We start from the raw sequence: 12,854 nt of genomic DNA, 5'->3' as shown, positions 1-12,854 counted from the left end.
GCCGGGATGGGGGCAAGCGGCCTGCACATGACCGCCGCGTCTTTCCAGACGCCGCCGTGCCCCCCACCCCAACCCTCCCCCAGCGGGGGAGGGAGCCACATCCCTCCGCGACGGTGATACTGTCGCCCCCCATGCCCCTGTTCGACTATTCCTTGCTGCTGACCGGCAAGTACCACGACATGCTCGTCGCGGGCCTGCTGCTGTCGCTGCAGCTGCTCGCGGCCTCGCTGGTGCTGGCGCTGCCCATCGCGGTGGTGGTGGCGCTGCTGCGGCTGTCGCCCTTCGCGCCGCTGCGCTGGCTCGGCTTCGCGTACGTGGAATCGATCCGCAACATTCCGCTGCTCGCGCACATGCTCTTCTGGTACTTCGGCGCGCCCGAGCTGCTGCCGGAGGACATCAAGCAATGGCTCTACGCGGGGCACATCGAGGCCTACAGCGCCATCATCGCGCTGGCGCTCTACACGGCCGCCTTCATGGCGGAAGACATCCGAAGCGGCATCCGCGCGATCCCCGCCGTGCAGTTCGAGGCCGGCCGGGCAATGGGCTTCAGCTACCTTGCCACCATGCGCCGCGTGGTGCTGCCGCAGGCGCTGCGCGTGACCATCCCGCCGCTCATCTCGCAGACGCTGAGCCTGTGGAAGAACACTTCCATCGCCACCGTGATCGGCGTGGCCGAGCTGATGTACCAGGCCGGCCAGGTCGAGAGCGCGACCTTCCGCAGCTTCGAGTCCTTCGCGTTCGCGAGCGCGGCCTACCTCACTGTTTCGCTGGCCATCACGGGCCTGGCGAGCTGGTACCACCACCGTTACCCGGTGCGGACGATATGACGCGCTCCCCCAGGCTGCGCGCACTGCGTGTCGCTTCTCCTCCCCCCTCGCCGGGGGCAACACCGGCGGCCCGGCAAAGCCGGTTCCGCGGTGTTTCCGGCCTTGGCCGTGCCGGTGCCGTGCATCGCGAGCCACGTGAAGCGGGAGCTGAGCGCTGATGCTTCAGATCATCAACGACTACTGGGTCTACTTCCTCATCGGCCAGTACCCGAACGGGCCGCTCGGCGGGCTGGTGCTCACGCTGATCCTCGCCTCCTGCGGCCTGGTGCTGGCGCTGCCTCTGGGCATCGTGCTCGGGCTGGCGCGGGTGAGCCCTTGGCGCTGGCTGCGCTGGCCGGTCACTGGCTTCGTGTACGTGGTGCGCGGGCTGCCTCTGCTGATGGTGATCTTCTGGGCCTACTTCTTCCTGCCCAGCGTCACGGGCGTGAAGACCGACCAGTTCACCACCATGCTGATCGCGCTGGTGGTGTTCGACGCCGCCTACCTGGCGGAGATCGTGCGCGCCGGCATCCAGGGACTGCCGCGCGGACAGATGGAAACAGCCCGTGCGCTGGGCCTGGGCTACGGCGCCGCGATGCGCCTCGTGGTGCTGCCGCAGGCGCTGCGCAGCATGCTGCCCTCGCTGGTGAACCAGTTCGTCTCGACCATCAAGGAAACCTCGCTGGGCTACATCATCGGGCTGGCCGAGGTGTCGTTCATCGCGACGCAGATCAACACGCAGGTGTTCACCAAGCCCGCTCAGATCTACCTGATTCTGGGCGGGACGTACTTCATCCTGTGCTTCGGCCTCTCGCGCTTCGCCTACTGGCTCGAACACCGGCTCGCACGCCGCGGCATCTCCACCGCCGCCACCAAGGTGTCCGCATGATCGAACTCGAAAAAGTCAACAAGTGGTACGGCAGCTACCACGCGCTGGTCGACGTGACCGAAACCATCCACAAGGGCGAGGTCGTCGTGGTGTGCGGGCCCTCCGGCTCGGGCAAGTCGACGCTGATCCGCACCTTCAACCGGCTGGAGCCGATCCAGTCGGGCCGCATCGTGGTGAACGGCCAGGACATTCATGCGCCGGGGCTGGACGTGAACGAATTCCGCTCGCGCATCGGCTTCGTGTTCCAGCAGTTCAACCTGTTCCCTCACCTCACGGTGCTGCAGAACTGCACGATGGCGCCGATGCAGCTGCGCGGCCTCACCCGCAAGCAGGCCGACGAGCGTGCGATGGCGCTGCTGCACCGCGTGGGCCTGTCGAACAAGGCCAACGCATGGCCCAGCGAGCTCTCGGGCGGCCAGCAGCAGCGCGTGGCGATCGCCCGCGCGCTCGCGATGCAGCCGCCGCTGATGCTGTTCGACGAGCCCACCAGCGCGCTCGACCCCGAGATGGTCGGCGAGGTGCTGCTGGTGATGCGCGACCTCACGCGCGACGGCATGACCATGGTCTGCGTCACGCACGAGATGGGCTTCGCGCGCGAGGTGGCCGACCGCGTGCTCTTCATGGACGAAGGCAAGGTGCTGGAGCGCGCCACGCCCGACGACTTCTTCAACCGGCCGCAGCATCCGCGCGCGCAGCAGTTCCTGGCCGACATCCGCTCCCCCTTCGCGAGAGACGCATGACCGATTCAGCCCTCCCCCTCATCGACGTTTCCGCGCTCGTCGCCGGCACCGCCGCACGCGATGCCGTGGCCGCGCAGATCGGCGCCGCCTGCCGCGCCCACGGTTTCTTCTACGTGACCGGCCATGGCGTCGACCCGGCGCTGGTGAAGCGGCTCGAAGACCTGAGCCACCGCTTCTTCGACCTGCCCGAGGAAACCAAGATGCAGTGGCGCATGGCCCTGGGCGGCCGCGCATGGCGCGGCTACTTTCCGCTCGGCGGCGAGCTGACCTCCGGCCGGCCCGACTGGAAGGAAGGCCTCTACCTCGGCACGGAGCTGCCCGCCACGCATCCGCTGGTGCAGGCGAAGACGCCGGTGCACGGGCCCAACCTTTTCCCTGACGTGCCGGGCTTTCGCGAGACCATCCTCGAATACATGGCCGCCGTCACGCAGCTGGGCCACCGGCTGATGGAAGGCATCGCGCTGAGCCTGGGCCTCGATGCGGACTACTTCGCGAAGCGCTATACGGCCGATCCGCTGATCCTGTTCCGCCTCTTCAACTACCCCTCGCAGCCGGTGCCCGAAGGCCTCGACGTGCAATGGGGCGTGGGCGAGCACACCGACTACGGGCTGCTGACGATCCTGCACCAGGACCACATCGGCGGCCTCGCGGTGCACACGCCGGGCGGCTGGATCGACGCGCCGCCGGTGGCGGGCTCCTTCGTCTGCAACATCGGCGACATGCTCGACCGCATGACCGGCGGGCTCTACAAGTCGACGCCGCACCGCGTGAAGCGCAACACCTCGGGGCATGACCGGCTGTCGTTTCCGCTCTTCTTCGACCCGAACTTCGAGGCGCGCGTGCAGCGCATCGAGGGCCTCGCGGGCGCGGAGGCCCGCGACGACAGTGCCGAACGCTGGGACCGCGCCAACGTGCACGCCTTCAACGGGCGCTACGGCGACTACCTGCTCGCGAAGGTGTCGAAGGTGTTTCCGCAGCTGCGCGACGAAGTGCTCTGAGGGGCAGGAGCCGGCGCCGGCAGGAGGCCGGGCTCTTCGAGGAAGGCGTCCTCCCAGTGCTCGATGCGGGCGTCGGGGTCGGAGATGGGCACGAGCTTGTCGCTGCGGCAGTAGAAGGTCCAGCCCTCGAACAGCACGTCGTAGTAAGTGCCGGGCAGGTAGCGCTCGCTCGGCGCTTCATAGGGCGCGGACACCACCTCCACGATCCGGCCCACGGCCCGCTCCGTGAAGGGCGACGCCAGGCAGCTGTCGACCACATGGCAGAGCGTGCCGATCTTGATCATGCCGTTACACCTTTTGCATGGCCTGTTGCGGGAACCAGCGCGGCAGGTGCGCCAGCGCGTCGTGCAGCGAATCGAGCACGTGAAAGGCCCGTTCGACGACCGATGCAGGCGGATGCTTGAGGTCGGGCACGACCACCACCCGAAGGCCCGCCGCCAGTGCCGCCTTGGCGCCGTTCTCGCTGTCCTCGAACGCGATGCATTCGGCCGGGTCCACGCCCAGGCGCCCGGCCGCGAGCAGGTAGAGGGCCGGATCGGGCTTGGCGCGCGCGACCTCGTCGCCGCCCGCGAAGGCCGAGAAATGCTCCAGCACGCCCAGGCTGCCGAGACAGGCCTGGATCTGCGCGCTCGTGGATGACGACGCCACGGCGCAACGCGTGCCGCGCTCGCGCAACGCCGACAGGATCTCGGCCGCGCCGGACTTGATCGGAAAGAGCGGCGTCCCGTCGGAGCGCTCCAGTTGCAGGCGCTGGCGCACGAGGCCCACGGCGTGGGTGTAGGCCGCCGATCCGCCCAGCAGCGAGGCAAGCACGACTTCGGACTCCACCGTGGACAGCCCCACCACCTGCATGTACTGGCTGTGCGAAAGCTCGATGCCGAGCGTGCGGGCGACCTCGATCCAGGCGGCCATGATGGGGCGCTCGGAGTCGATCAGCAGCCCGTCCATGTCGAAGATTGCAGCGGCGAACATCGGGGCATCGTAATGAAAAACGAAAAAAGGGCCATGGAGGCCCCTTTTTCGTTGGTTGCGCGAAAGACTCAGTCCCGCGCCAGCGCCCGGTTCAGGCCGAGGGCCGCCAGCGTGGCAACTGCACCCGACAGCAGGTAGACGCTCACGTAGGCCAGGCCGAAGTGGGCCGAGAGACCCAGGGCCACCAGCGGGGCGAAGGCCGCGCCGATCAGCCAGGCCACGTCGGCCGTGAGCGCCGCACCGACGTAGCGGTACTTGGGCGCGAAGTTGGAGGTCACGGCGCCGGCCGCCTGGCCGTACGACAGGCCGAGGATCACGAAGCCCAGCAGGATGAAGATGTCCTGGCCGATACGGCCGCCGTCGAGCAGCGTGGGGGCGAAGCCGCTGAAGGCGGCGATCACCGCGGCCAGGCCGCCCAGCGTGAAGCGGCGGCCGATGCGGTCGGCCAGCAGGCCCGAGGCCACGATGCCGGCGGCGCCGAACACCGCGCCCACCATCTGGATCACCAGGAATTCGGTGACCGACTGGTCGGAATACAGCGTGATCCACGACAGCGGGAACACCGTGATCAGGTGGAACAGCGCATAGCTGGCCAGCGCGGCGAACGCGCCGATCAGGATGTTGCTGCCCTGCGAGCTGACCAGCTCGGTGACGCTGGTGGGTTCGAGTTCACGCTCTTCGAGCAGGCGCGAGTATTCGTCGGTGGCCACCAGGCGCAGGCGGGCGAAGAGCGCCACCACGTTGATCGCGAAGGCCACGTAGAAGGAATAGCGCCAGCCCCAGTCGAGGAAGTCTTCGGACGGCAGGCTGGAATACAGGTAGGCGAAAAGCGCGCTGGCGATGAAGAAGCCGATGGGCGCGCCCAGCTGGCCCAGCATGGCGTACCAGCCGCGGCGGTTGGCCGGCGCGTTCAGCGCCAGCAGCGACGGCAGGCCGTCCCACGAGCCGCCCAGCGCCAGGCCCTGGCCGAAGCGGAACACCGACAGCAGCACGATGGCCGTGAAGCCCAGGCTCGAATAGCCCGGCAGGAAGGCAATGCCGGCGGTGGAGGTGCCGAGCACGAAGAGCGCCAGCGTGAGCTTGGCTTCCCGCCCGAAACGTCGCTGGATCATCATCGAGATGACAGTTCCGAACGGACGCGCGATGAAGGCGAAGGAGAAGATCAGGAACGAATAGAGAACGCCCTCGAGATGCTGCTCGAACGGGAAGAAGACCGCCGGAAACACCAGCACCGAGGCGATGCCGTAGACGAAGAAGTCGAAATATTCGGAGGCGCGGCCGATGACCACACCGACCGCGATCTCGCCGGGGGAGATGTGCGAGTGGTCGTCGCCCTGCCGGGCGCCGCCGTGATCGGCCGGGTTCGGCATCGGCTGTGCGCCTTGCGAAATGATGCTGGACGTCGTCATTGCTTGCTGTAATTCAGATGTAACGCCGCGGCGAGACACCATAGGACCATGGGAGACCCCAGAGCGTCGCACCGAATCACGTTTACCGCCATAGGACAAAACGTCCAATAGGCGAAACCCGTCTTCAGGCGTAGATTGTGGGGTCTTTTTGCGTCGCCCCCTGCGTCCCTGCATCTCTTTTCCCCGGCATGCACATCCTCAAGAACCTTCGCCGAGCACTCCTGCTGCTCTCCGCCATGCTCCTGGCGGGCTGCAACACGGTGCTGATGAACCCCTCCGGCGACATCGCCCATCAGCAGGGACGCCTGATCGTCGTCTCCACCGTGCTGATGCTGATCATCATCATTCCGGTGATCGCCCTGACCATCTTCTTTGCCTGGCGCTATCGCCAGTCCAACAAGGAGGCCACCTACAGCCCCGACTGGGACCACTCCACCCAGCTCGAGCTGGCGATCTGGGCGGCGCCGCTGCTCATCATCATCGCGCTGGGCGCCATCACCTGGATCAGCACCCACACGCTCGACCCCTACCAGCCGCTGCGCCGCCTCGACGCCCAGCGCGCCATTCCGCCCGAGACCAAGCCGCTGACGGTGGAAGTGGTCGCCCTCGACTGGAAGTGGCTGTTCATCTACCCCGAGCAGGGCATCGCCACGGTGAACGAGCTGGCCGCCCCGGTGGACCGTCCGATCAGCTTCAAGATCACGGCCTCCTCGGTCATGAACTCCTTCTTCATCCCCGCGCTGGCCGGCCAGATCTACGCCATGCCGGGCATGGAAACCAAGCTGCACGCGGTCATCAACAAGCCGGGCGAGTTCGAAGGCTTCTCCGCCAACTACAGCGGCGCGGGCTTCTCGGGCATGCGCTTCAAGTTCCACGGCCTGAGCAACGAAGACTTCGACCAGTGGGTGCAGAAGGTCAAGTCCGGCAAGGACGGCGAACTCTCCCGCGATATCTACAAGAAGCTCGAAGTGCCGAGCGAGCGCGAGCCCGTGCGCCACTACCCCACCGTTGCATCCGACCTGTACGACGCGATCCTCAACCAGTGCGTGGACCGCAACAAGATGTGCATGAAGGAAATGATGGCCATCGACGCCAGCGGCGGCATGGGCAAGCCCGGCGCCTTCAACGTTGCCACCAAGCTGGCATGGGACATCGAATCCCTCGATACGCCCAAGCGCAAGTACGTCACCGCGATGTGCACCACTGAAGAATAAGATGTTGCAGAACCTAGACCTGACGAAGCTCGTCTTCGGCCGCCTCTCCTGGGAGGCAATTCCCTTGCACGAGCCGATCCTGCTCGTGACCTTTGCCGGCGTGGTGCTGGGCGGCCTGGCCGTCCTGGGCGCACTGACCTACTTCAAGCTGTGGGGCACCCTGTGGCGCGACTGGATCACCAGCATCGACCACAAGAAGATCGGCATCATGTACATCATCCTGGGCCTGGTGATGCTGCTTCGCGGCTTCGCCGACGCGCTCATGATGCGCGCCCAGCAGGCCATCGCCTTCGGCGACAACGCGGGCTTCCTGCCGCCGCACCACTACGACCAGATCTTCACCGCCCACGGCGTGATCATGATCTTCTTCGTGGCGATGCCACTGGTCACGGGCCTCATGAACTTCGTGGTGCCGCTGCAGATCGGCGCGCGCGACGTGGCCTTCCCGTTCCTGAACAACTTCAGCTTCTGGATGACCACCTTCGGCGCCGGCCTGGTGATGGCGTCGCTGTTCGTCGGCGAGTTCGCCAAGACGGGCTGGCTGGCCTATCCGCCGCTGTCGGGCATCCTCTTCAGCCCCGACGTGGGGGTCGACTACTACATATGGTCGTTGCAGATAGCGGGGGTGGGCACATTACTGTCCGGCGTGAACCTGCTGGCCACCATCGTGAAGATGCGCGCGCCCGGCATGACCATGATGAAGATGCCCGTCTTCACCTGGACCGCCCTGTGCACCAACGTGCTGATCGTCGCCGCCTTCCCGGTGCTGACCGCCGTGCTGGCCCTGCTGTCTCTCGACCGCTACGCAGGCACCAACTTCTTCACGAACGACCTCGGCGGCAACGCCATGATGTACGTGAACCTGATCTGGATCTGGGGCCACCCCGAGGTGTACATCCTGATCCTGCCGGCCTTCGGCATCTTCTCGGAAGTGGTCTCCACCTTCTCGGGCAAGCGCCTCTTCGGCTACGCCTCGATGGTGTACGCCACGGTCGTGATCACCATCCTGTCGTACCTCGTCTGGCTGCACCACTTCTTCACCATGGGCTCCGGCGCCAGCGTGAACTCGTTCTTCGGCATCACGACGATGATCATCTCGATCCCGACGGGCGCGAAAATCTTCAACTGGCTGTTCACCATGTACCGCGGCCGCATCCGCTTCGAGCTGCCGATGATGTGGACCATCGGCTTCATGATCACCTTCGTGATCGGCGGCATGACCGGCGTGCTGCTGGCCGTTCCCCCGGCCGACTTCGTGCTGCACAACAGCCTGTTCCTGATCGCCCACTTCCACAACGTGATCATCGGCGGCGTGCTGTTCGGCATGCTGGCGGGCATCACCTACTGGTTCCCGAAGGCCTTCGGCTACAAGCTCGACCCGTTCTGGGGCAAGTGCTCGTTCTGGTTCTGGATCGTCGGCTTCTGGTTCGCCTTCATGCCGCTGTACATCCTGGGCCTGATGGGCGTCACCCGCCGCATGAACCACTTCCAGGACATGTCGCTGCAGATCTGGTTCCAGATCGCCGCCTTCGGCGCCGTGCTGATCGCCCTGGGCATCGCCTCGTTCCTGATCCAGCTGGTGGTGAGCTTCATCCGCCGCGACCAGCTGCGCGACACCACCGGTGACCCGTGGAACGGCCGCACGCTGGAATGGGCGACCTCGTCGCCGCCGCCGGCCTACAACTTCGCGTTCACGCCGCGCGTGCACGACAACGACGCCTGGTCCGACATGAAGGCCCGCGGCTACCAGCGTCCGCTGGAAGGCTTCAGCCCGATCCACATGCCCAAGAACACGGCCGCCGGCTTCATCATCGCGGGCCTGAGCGCGGTGTGCGGCTTCGCGCTGATCTGGCAGATGTGGCTGCTGGCCGGCATCGGCTTCGTCGCCATGCTCGCCGCCACGATCATCCACACCTTCAACTACAAGCGCGACTACTACATCCCCGCGGAAGAAGTCGTCCGTACCGAAGAAGCGCGCACGCGCCTGCTGGCTGCCAATGTCTAACAGTACCGCCCTCCACTCCAGCCACACGAACACCGTGGGCAACGCCGCGAGCGTGCCCACCTTCGAGGTGTTCAACGTCCGCAACGAAGACCACCACCCCGAGAACGGCACGCTGCTGGGCTTCTGGCTCTACCTGATGAGCGACTGCCTCATCTTCGCCTGCCTGTTCGCGGTGTACGGCGTGCTGGGCCGCAGCTATGCGGCCGGCCCCTCGGGCGCCGACCTGTTCGACCTGCCGCTGGTGGCGATCAACACCTCGCTGCTGCTGCTGTCTTCCATCACCTATGGCTTCGCCATGCTGCAGATGCAGCAGCGCCGCATGGGCGGCGTGCTGCTCTGGCTGGCCATCACCGGCCTGCTGGGCGCGGGCTTCATCGGCCTGGAGCTGTATGAATTCGCGCACCTGATCCACGAAGGCGCGGGCCCGCAGCGCAGCGCCTTCCTGTCGTCGTTCTTCGCGCTGGTGGGCACCCACGGCCTGCACGTGACCTTCGGCATCATCTGGCTCATCGTGCTGATGATCCAGCTGCCCAAGCACGGCTTCACCGCCGCCAACCGCCGCCGCCTGATGTGCCTGTCGATGTTCTGGCACTTCCTGGACGTGGTCTGGATCGGCGTCTTCACCTTCGTGTATCTGATGGGATCGCTGCAATGAGCGCGCACACCGAAACCGCCGGCCACGGCGCACATGGCCACGACGATCACGGGCACGGTCACGATGACGGCCCGGTGAGCCACAGCACCTTCAAGGGCTACATGACCGGCTTCGTGCTGGCCGTGATCCTCACCGCCATTCCGTTCTGGCTCGTGATGGGCAAGGTCTTCGACAAGCCCGGCACCACCGCCCTCGTCATCCTGGCCTTCGCCGTGGTGCAGATCGTGGTGCACATGGTTTACTTCCTGCACATGGACGCGAAGTCCGAAGGCGGCTGGAACATGCTGGCGCTGATCTTCACGCTCGTGCTCGTGGTCATCACGCTGGCCGGTTCGCTGTGGGTCATGTACCACATGAACACCAACATGATGCCGCACTCGGTGCACGACATGAAGAACATGCCCTGATGGCGGAGCAGGCCGTCCGCCAGCGCTCCACCGCCGCACGGGTGGCGCTGGCGGTCTGCGCCGCCCTCGCCTTCGCCGGCTTCGTCGCGCTCGGCACCTGGCAGGTCGAGCGCAGGGCCTGGAAGCTGGATCTCATCGCACGCGTCGAACAGCGCGTGCACGCCCCGGCCAGCGCGGCCCCCGGGCGGACCGAATGGCCCACGGTCAACGCGGCCAACGACGAATACCGGCATGTCCGCCTTGCCGGCACCTTCCTCCACGACAAAGAGACGCTGGTGCAGGCCAGCACCAAGCTCGGCGCCGGCTTCTGGGTGCTGACCCCGCTGCGCAGCAGCGCCGACGGCAGCATCGTGCTGGTCAACCGCGGCTTCGTGCCTCCCGAGGCGCAGAAACGCGCGGCGCGTACCGCGACCGAGCCGCAGGGCGAGACCACCGTAGACGGCCTGCTGCGCCTGACCGAGCCCAAGGGCGGCTTCCTGCGCAAGAACGATCCGGCCGGCGACCGCTGGTTCTCGCGCGACGTGCAGGCCATCGCCGCCGCGCGCGGCCTGGCCGACGTGGCGCCCTACTTCGTCGATGCCGAAGCCGCACCTGCAAAGTCCGGCGCCCCGGGCGCCGACACACCCGCCTGGCCCGCCGGCGGCCTGACGGTCATTTCCTTTCCCAACAGCCACCTCGTCTATGCCCTGACCTGGTATGGCCTGGCCCTGATGGTGCTGATCGCGGCCTGGTTCGTGCGGCGCAGCGAAAATGCGGCCCATGCCGACGCCCGCCCCGCCGACCAAGATGCCCGCCGCGACGGCTGAAGCCGCCGCGGTCGCGGGCGAACTGCACCCGCCCCGCGCCGGCGTCGCGAGCCTCGACAACGCCATCGGCCACCAGAACATGCAGCAGCTGATCCAGCTGCGCTGGTTCGCCGTGGTCGGGCAGGTCGCCACCATCCTGGTGGTGCACTACGGCTTCGAGATCCGGCTTCCGCTGGACCACATGCTGCAGGTGCTGGCCTGCCTCGCCCTCTTCAACATGGTGAGCCTGCTGCGCTCGCGCAGCCATCGGCGCGTGACCAACGGCGAGCTGTTCGTCGCGCTGCTGGTGGACGTGGCCACGCTCACTGCACAGCTCTACCTGAGCGGCGGCGCGACCAACCCCTTCGTGTTCCTCTTCCTGCTGCAGGTGACGCTCGGCGCGGTGCTGCTGAAGGCCTGGTCGACCTGGACCATGGTGGTCATCACCAGCATCTGCTTCGCCGGGCTGGCGCTGTTCTCGCGCCCGCTCGCGCTGCCGCTGGACCATGACCGGGGCCTGTGGAGCCCGTACATCCAGGGCATGCTGGTGTGCTTCGCGCTCAATGCGGCGCTGCTGGTCATCTTCATCACCCGCATCAGCCGCAACCTGCGCGCGCGAGACGCGCGTCTGGCCGACCTGCGGCAGCGCGCCTCGGAGGAAGAGCACATCGTGCGCATGGGCCTGCTGGCCTCGGGCGCGGCGCACGAGCTGGGCACGCCGCTTGCCACGCTCGCGGTGATCCTCGGCGACTGGCGCCGGCTGCCGCATTTCAGTTCCGACCCCGAGCTGCTGACCGAAGTGGCCGAGATGGAACTGCAGATCCAGCGCTGCAAGAGCATCGTGAGCGGCATCCTGCTGTCGGCCGGCGAGGCGCGCGGCGAGTCTTCGGAGGAAACCACCGTCAGCACCTTCCTCGACGACCTGGTCGAGGAATGGCGCACCACCCGCCCGGTGGAGGATTTCGAGTACGACAACCGCTTCGGCCGCGACCTGCCCATGGTTTCCGACTCGGCCCTCAAGCAGATGATCTGCAACGTGCTCGACAATGCGCTGGAGGCGTCGCCCCACTGGCTGCGCCTCGAGGCGGCGCACGACGCCGACGCGCTGACGATCACCGTCACCGACGCAGGCCCCGGCTTCCTGCCGGCCATCCTCAAGGAGTTCGGCAAGCCCTACCAGTCGAGCAAGGGCCGCGCTGGCGGCGGGCTGGGGTTGTTCCTGGTGGTGAACGTGGCGCGCACCGTGGGCGGCCGCGTCGCGGCGGCCAACCGGCCCGAGGGCGGCGCCGTCGTGAAGATCACGCTGCCGCTCGCGGCCATCGTGCTCGAGGAAGAAGAGACGGAAGTGGACGACGACGCGGACGACGAGGAAGCCCTCGCGGCCGCCGGCAGGACCATCGGAATGGAAGGCAATGAGCGAAACCGGAGCTGAAGCGCAGCGCCAGCTGCTGATCGTCGAGGACGACGGCGCCTTCGCGCGCGCGCTCGGGCGCTCGTTCGAGCGCCGCGGCTATGCGGTGGCGCACGCGAGCAACCTGGCCGAGGTCGAGGCGCTGCTGGCCACCGCCACTCCTGGCTACGCGGTGGTCGACCTCAAGCTCAACGGCGAGGCCTCGGGCCTGGCCTGCGTGCAGATGCTGCACCGGCACAACCCGAAGATGCTGATCGTGGTGCTCACGGGCTTCGCGAGCATCGCCACCGCGGTGGAAGCCATCAAGCTCGGCGCCTGCCACTACCTGGCCAAGCCCTCGAACACCGACGACATCGAGGCCGCCTTCGGCCGCGCCGTCGGCACCACCGAGGTGGAGCTGACCAACCGCTCCACCTCGATCAAGACGCTCGAATGGGAGCGCATCCACGAGACGCTGGCCGAGACCGGCTTCAACATCTCGGAGACCGCGCGCAGGCTCGGCATGCACCGGCGCACGCTGGCGCGCAAGCTGGGCAAGCAGCAGGTCAAGTAGGCAGGCACTC

The 12,854-nt window shown here is 66.9% G+C and carries 14 protein-coding genes; 11 read left to right on the top strand and 3 right to left on the bottom strand.

Annotation, left to right across the window (positions count from 1 at the left end; all coding sequences use genetic code 11):
* The first annotated feature begins 131 nt into the window (after positions 1-131).
* From FHY06_RS21105 to FHY06_RS21090, 4 genes are all read left to right on the top strand, one after another.
* Positions 132-827: an amino acid ABC transporter permease gene (locus tag FHY06_RS21105; RefSeq protein WP_019656713.1), complete on the top strand. Its 696-nt coding sequence runs from the start codon at positions 132-134 to the stop codon at positions 825-827.
* Positions 828-984: 157 nt separating this feature from the next.
* Positions 985-1,695, top strand: coding sequence for an amino acid ABC transporter permease (locus FHY06_RS21100; protein ID WP_184606239.1), 711 nt, complete (start codon positions 985-987; stop codon positions 1,693-1,695).
* On the top strand, positions 1,692-2,435 hold the full coding sequence (locus tag FHY06_RS21095) for an amino acid ABC transporter ATP-binding protein (protein WP_019656679.1): 744 nt from the start codon (positions 1,692-1,694) through the stop codon (positions 2,433-2,435). Before FHY06_RS21100 ends, FHY06_RS21095 begins: the two co-directional genes overlap by 4 nt.
* On the top strand, positions 2,432-3,433 hold the full coding sequence (locus tag FHY06_RS21090; RefSeq protein WP_184606238.1) for an isopenicillin N synthase family dioxygenase: 1,002 nt from the start codon (positions 2,432-2,434) through the stop codon (positions 3,431-3,433). The genes FHY06_RS21095 and FHY06_RS21090 overlap by 4 nt, the downstream gene beginning before the upstream one ends.
* Here FHY06_RS21090 and FHY06_RS21085 read toward each other — a convergent pair.
* The 3 genes from FHY06_RS21085 to FHY06_RS21075 all read right to left on the bottom strand — a co-directional run bounded on the left by FHY06_RS21085 (position 3,376) and on the right by FHY06_RS21075 (position 5,814).
* On the bottom strand, positions 3,376-3,717 hold the full coding sequence (locus tag FHY06_RS21085) for a hypothetical protein (RefSeq protein WP_132753889.1): 342 nt from the start codon (positions 3,715-3,717) through the stop codon (positions 3,376-3,378). The two genes, FHY06_RS21090 and FHY06_RS21085, sit on opposite strands and share 58 nt — an antisense overlap.
* 4 nt (positions 3,718-3,721) lie before the next feature.
* Positions 3,722-4,405 (bottom strand): HAD family hydrolase, encoded by a 684-nt coding sequence (locus FHY06_RS21080; protein WP_184606237.1) that lies wholly within the window; start codon positions 4,403-4,405, stop codon positions 3,722-3,724.
* Positions 4,406-4,473: 68 nt separating this feature from the next.
* Positions 4,474-5,814, bottom strand: a complete 1,341-nt coding sequence (locus tag FHY06_RS21075; RefSeq protein WP_126183119.1) for an MFS transporter — start codon at positions 5,812-5,814, stop codon at positions 4,474-4,476.
* A gap of 188 nt (positions 5,815-6,002) precedes the next feature.
* Between FHY06_RS21075 and cyoA the strand changes: the two genes are divergently transcribed.
* Genes cyoA through FHY06_RS21040 form a run of 7 tightly spaced genes read left to right on the top strand, consistent with a single transcriptional unit; the run spans position 6,003 to position 12,844 of the window.
* On the top strand, positions 6,003-7,028 hold the full coding sequence (cyoA, locus tag FHY06_RS21070; protein ID WP_184606236.1) for a ubiquinol oxidase subunit II: 1,026 nt from the start codon (positions 6,003-6,005) through the stop codon (positions 7,026-7,028).
* 1 nt (position 7,029) lies between these two features.
* Positions 7,030-9,033: a cytochrome o ubiquinol oxidase subunit I gene (cyoB, locus tag FHY06_RS21065; RefSeq protein ID WP_019656673.1), complete on the top strand. Its 2,004-nt coding sequence runs from the start codon at positions 7,030-7,032 to the stop codon at positions 9,031-9,033.
* Positions 9,026-9,688, top strand: a complete 663-nt coding sequence (gene cyoC, locus FHY06_RS21060) for a cytochrome o ubiquinol oxidase subunit III (RefSeq protein WP_019656672.1) — start codon at positions 9,026-9,028, stop codon at positions 9,686-9,688. The genes cyoB and cyoC overlap by 8 nt, the downstream gene beginning before the upstream one ends.
* On the top strand, positions 9,685-10,095 hold the full coding sequence (cyoD, locus tag FHY06_RS21055; protein ID WP_019656671.1) for a cytochrome o ubiquinol oxidase subunit IV: 411 nt from the start codon (positions 9,685-9,687) through the stop codon (positions 10,093-10,095). The genes cyoC and cyoD overlap by 4 nt, the downstream gene beginning before the upstream one ends.
* Positions 10,095-10,901: an SURF1 family protein gene (locus FHY06_RS21050; RefSeq protein ID WP_184606235.1), complete on the top strand. Its 807-nt coding sequence runs from the start codon at positions 10,095-10,097 to the stop codon at positions 10,899-10,901. Before cyoD ends, FHY06_RS21050 begins: the two co-directional genes overlap by 1 nt.
* Positions 10,855-12,312 (top strand): ATP-binding protein, encoded by a 1,458-nt coding sequence (locus FHY06_RS21045; RefSeq protein WP_019656669.1) that lies wholly within the window; start codon positions 10,855-10,857, stop codon positions 12,310-12,312. The genes FHY06_RS21050 and FHY06_RS21045 overlap by 47 nt, the downstream gene beginning before the upstream one ends.
* Positions 12,293-12,844, top strand: coding sequence for a response regulator transcription factor (locus FHY06_RS21040; RefSeq protein WP_019656668.1), 552 nt, complete (start codon positions 12,293-12,295; stop codon positions 12,842-12,844). Before FHY06_RS21045 ends, FHY06_RS21040 begins: the two co-directional genes overlap by 20 nt.
* Positions 12,845-12,854 lie beyond the last annotated feature (10 nt).

Source organism: Variovorax atrisoli (genome assembly GCF_014195185.1).
Lineage (GTDB): Bacteria > Pseudomonadota > Gammaproteobacteria > Burkholderiales > Burkholderiaceae_C > Variovorax > Variovorax atrisoli.
The sequence above is the reverse complement of the archived record's forward strand: the minus strand, read 5'-3'. Positions and strand labels throughout refer to the sequence as shown.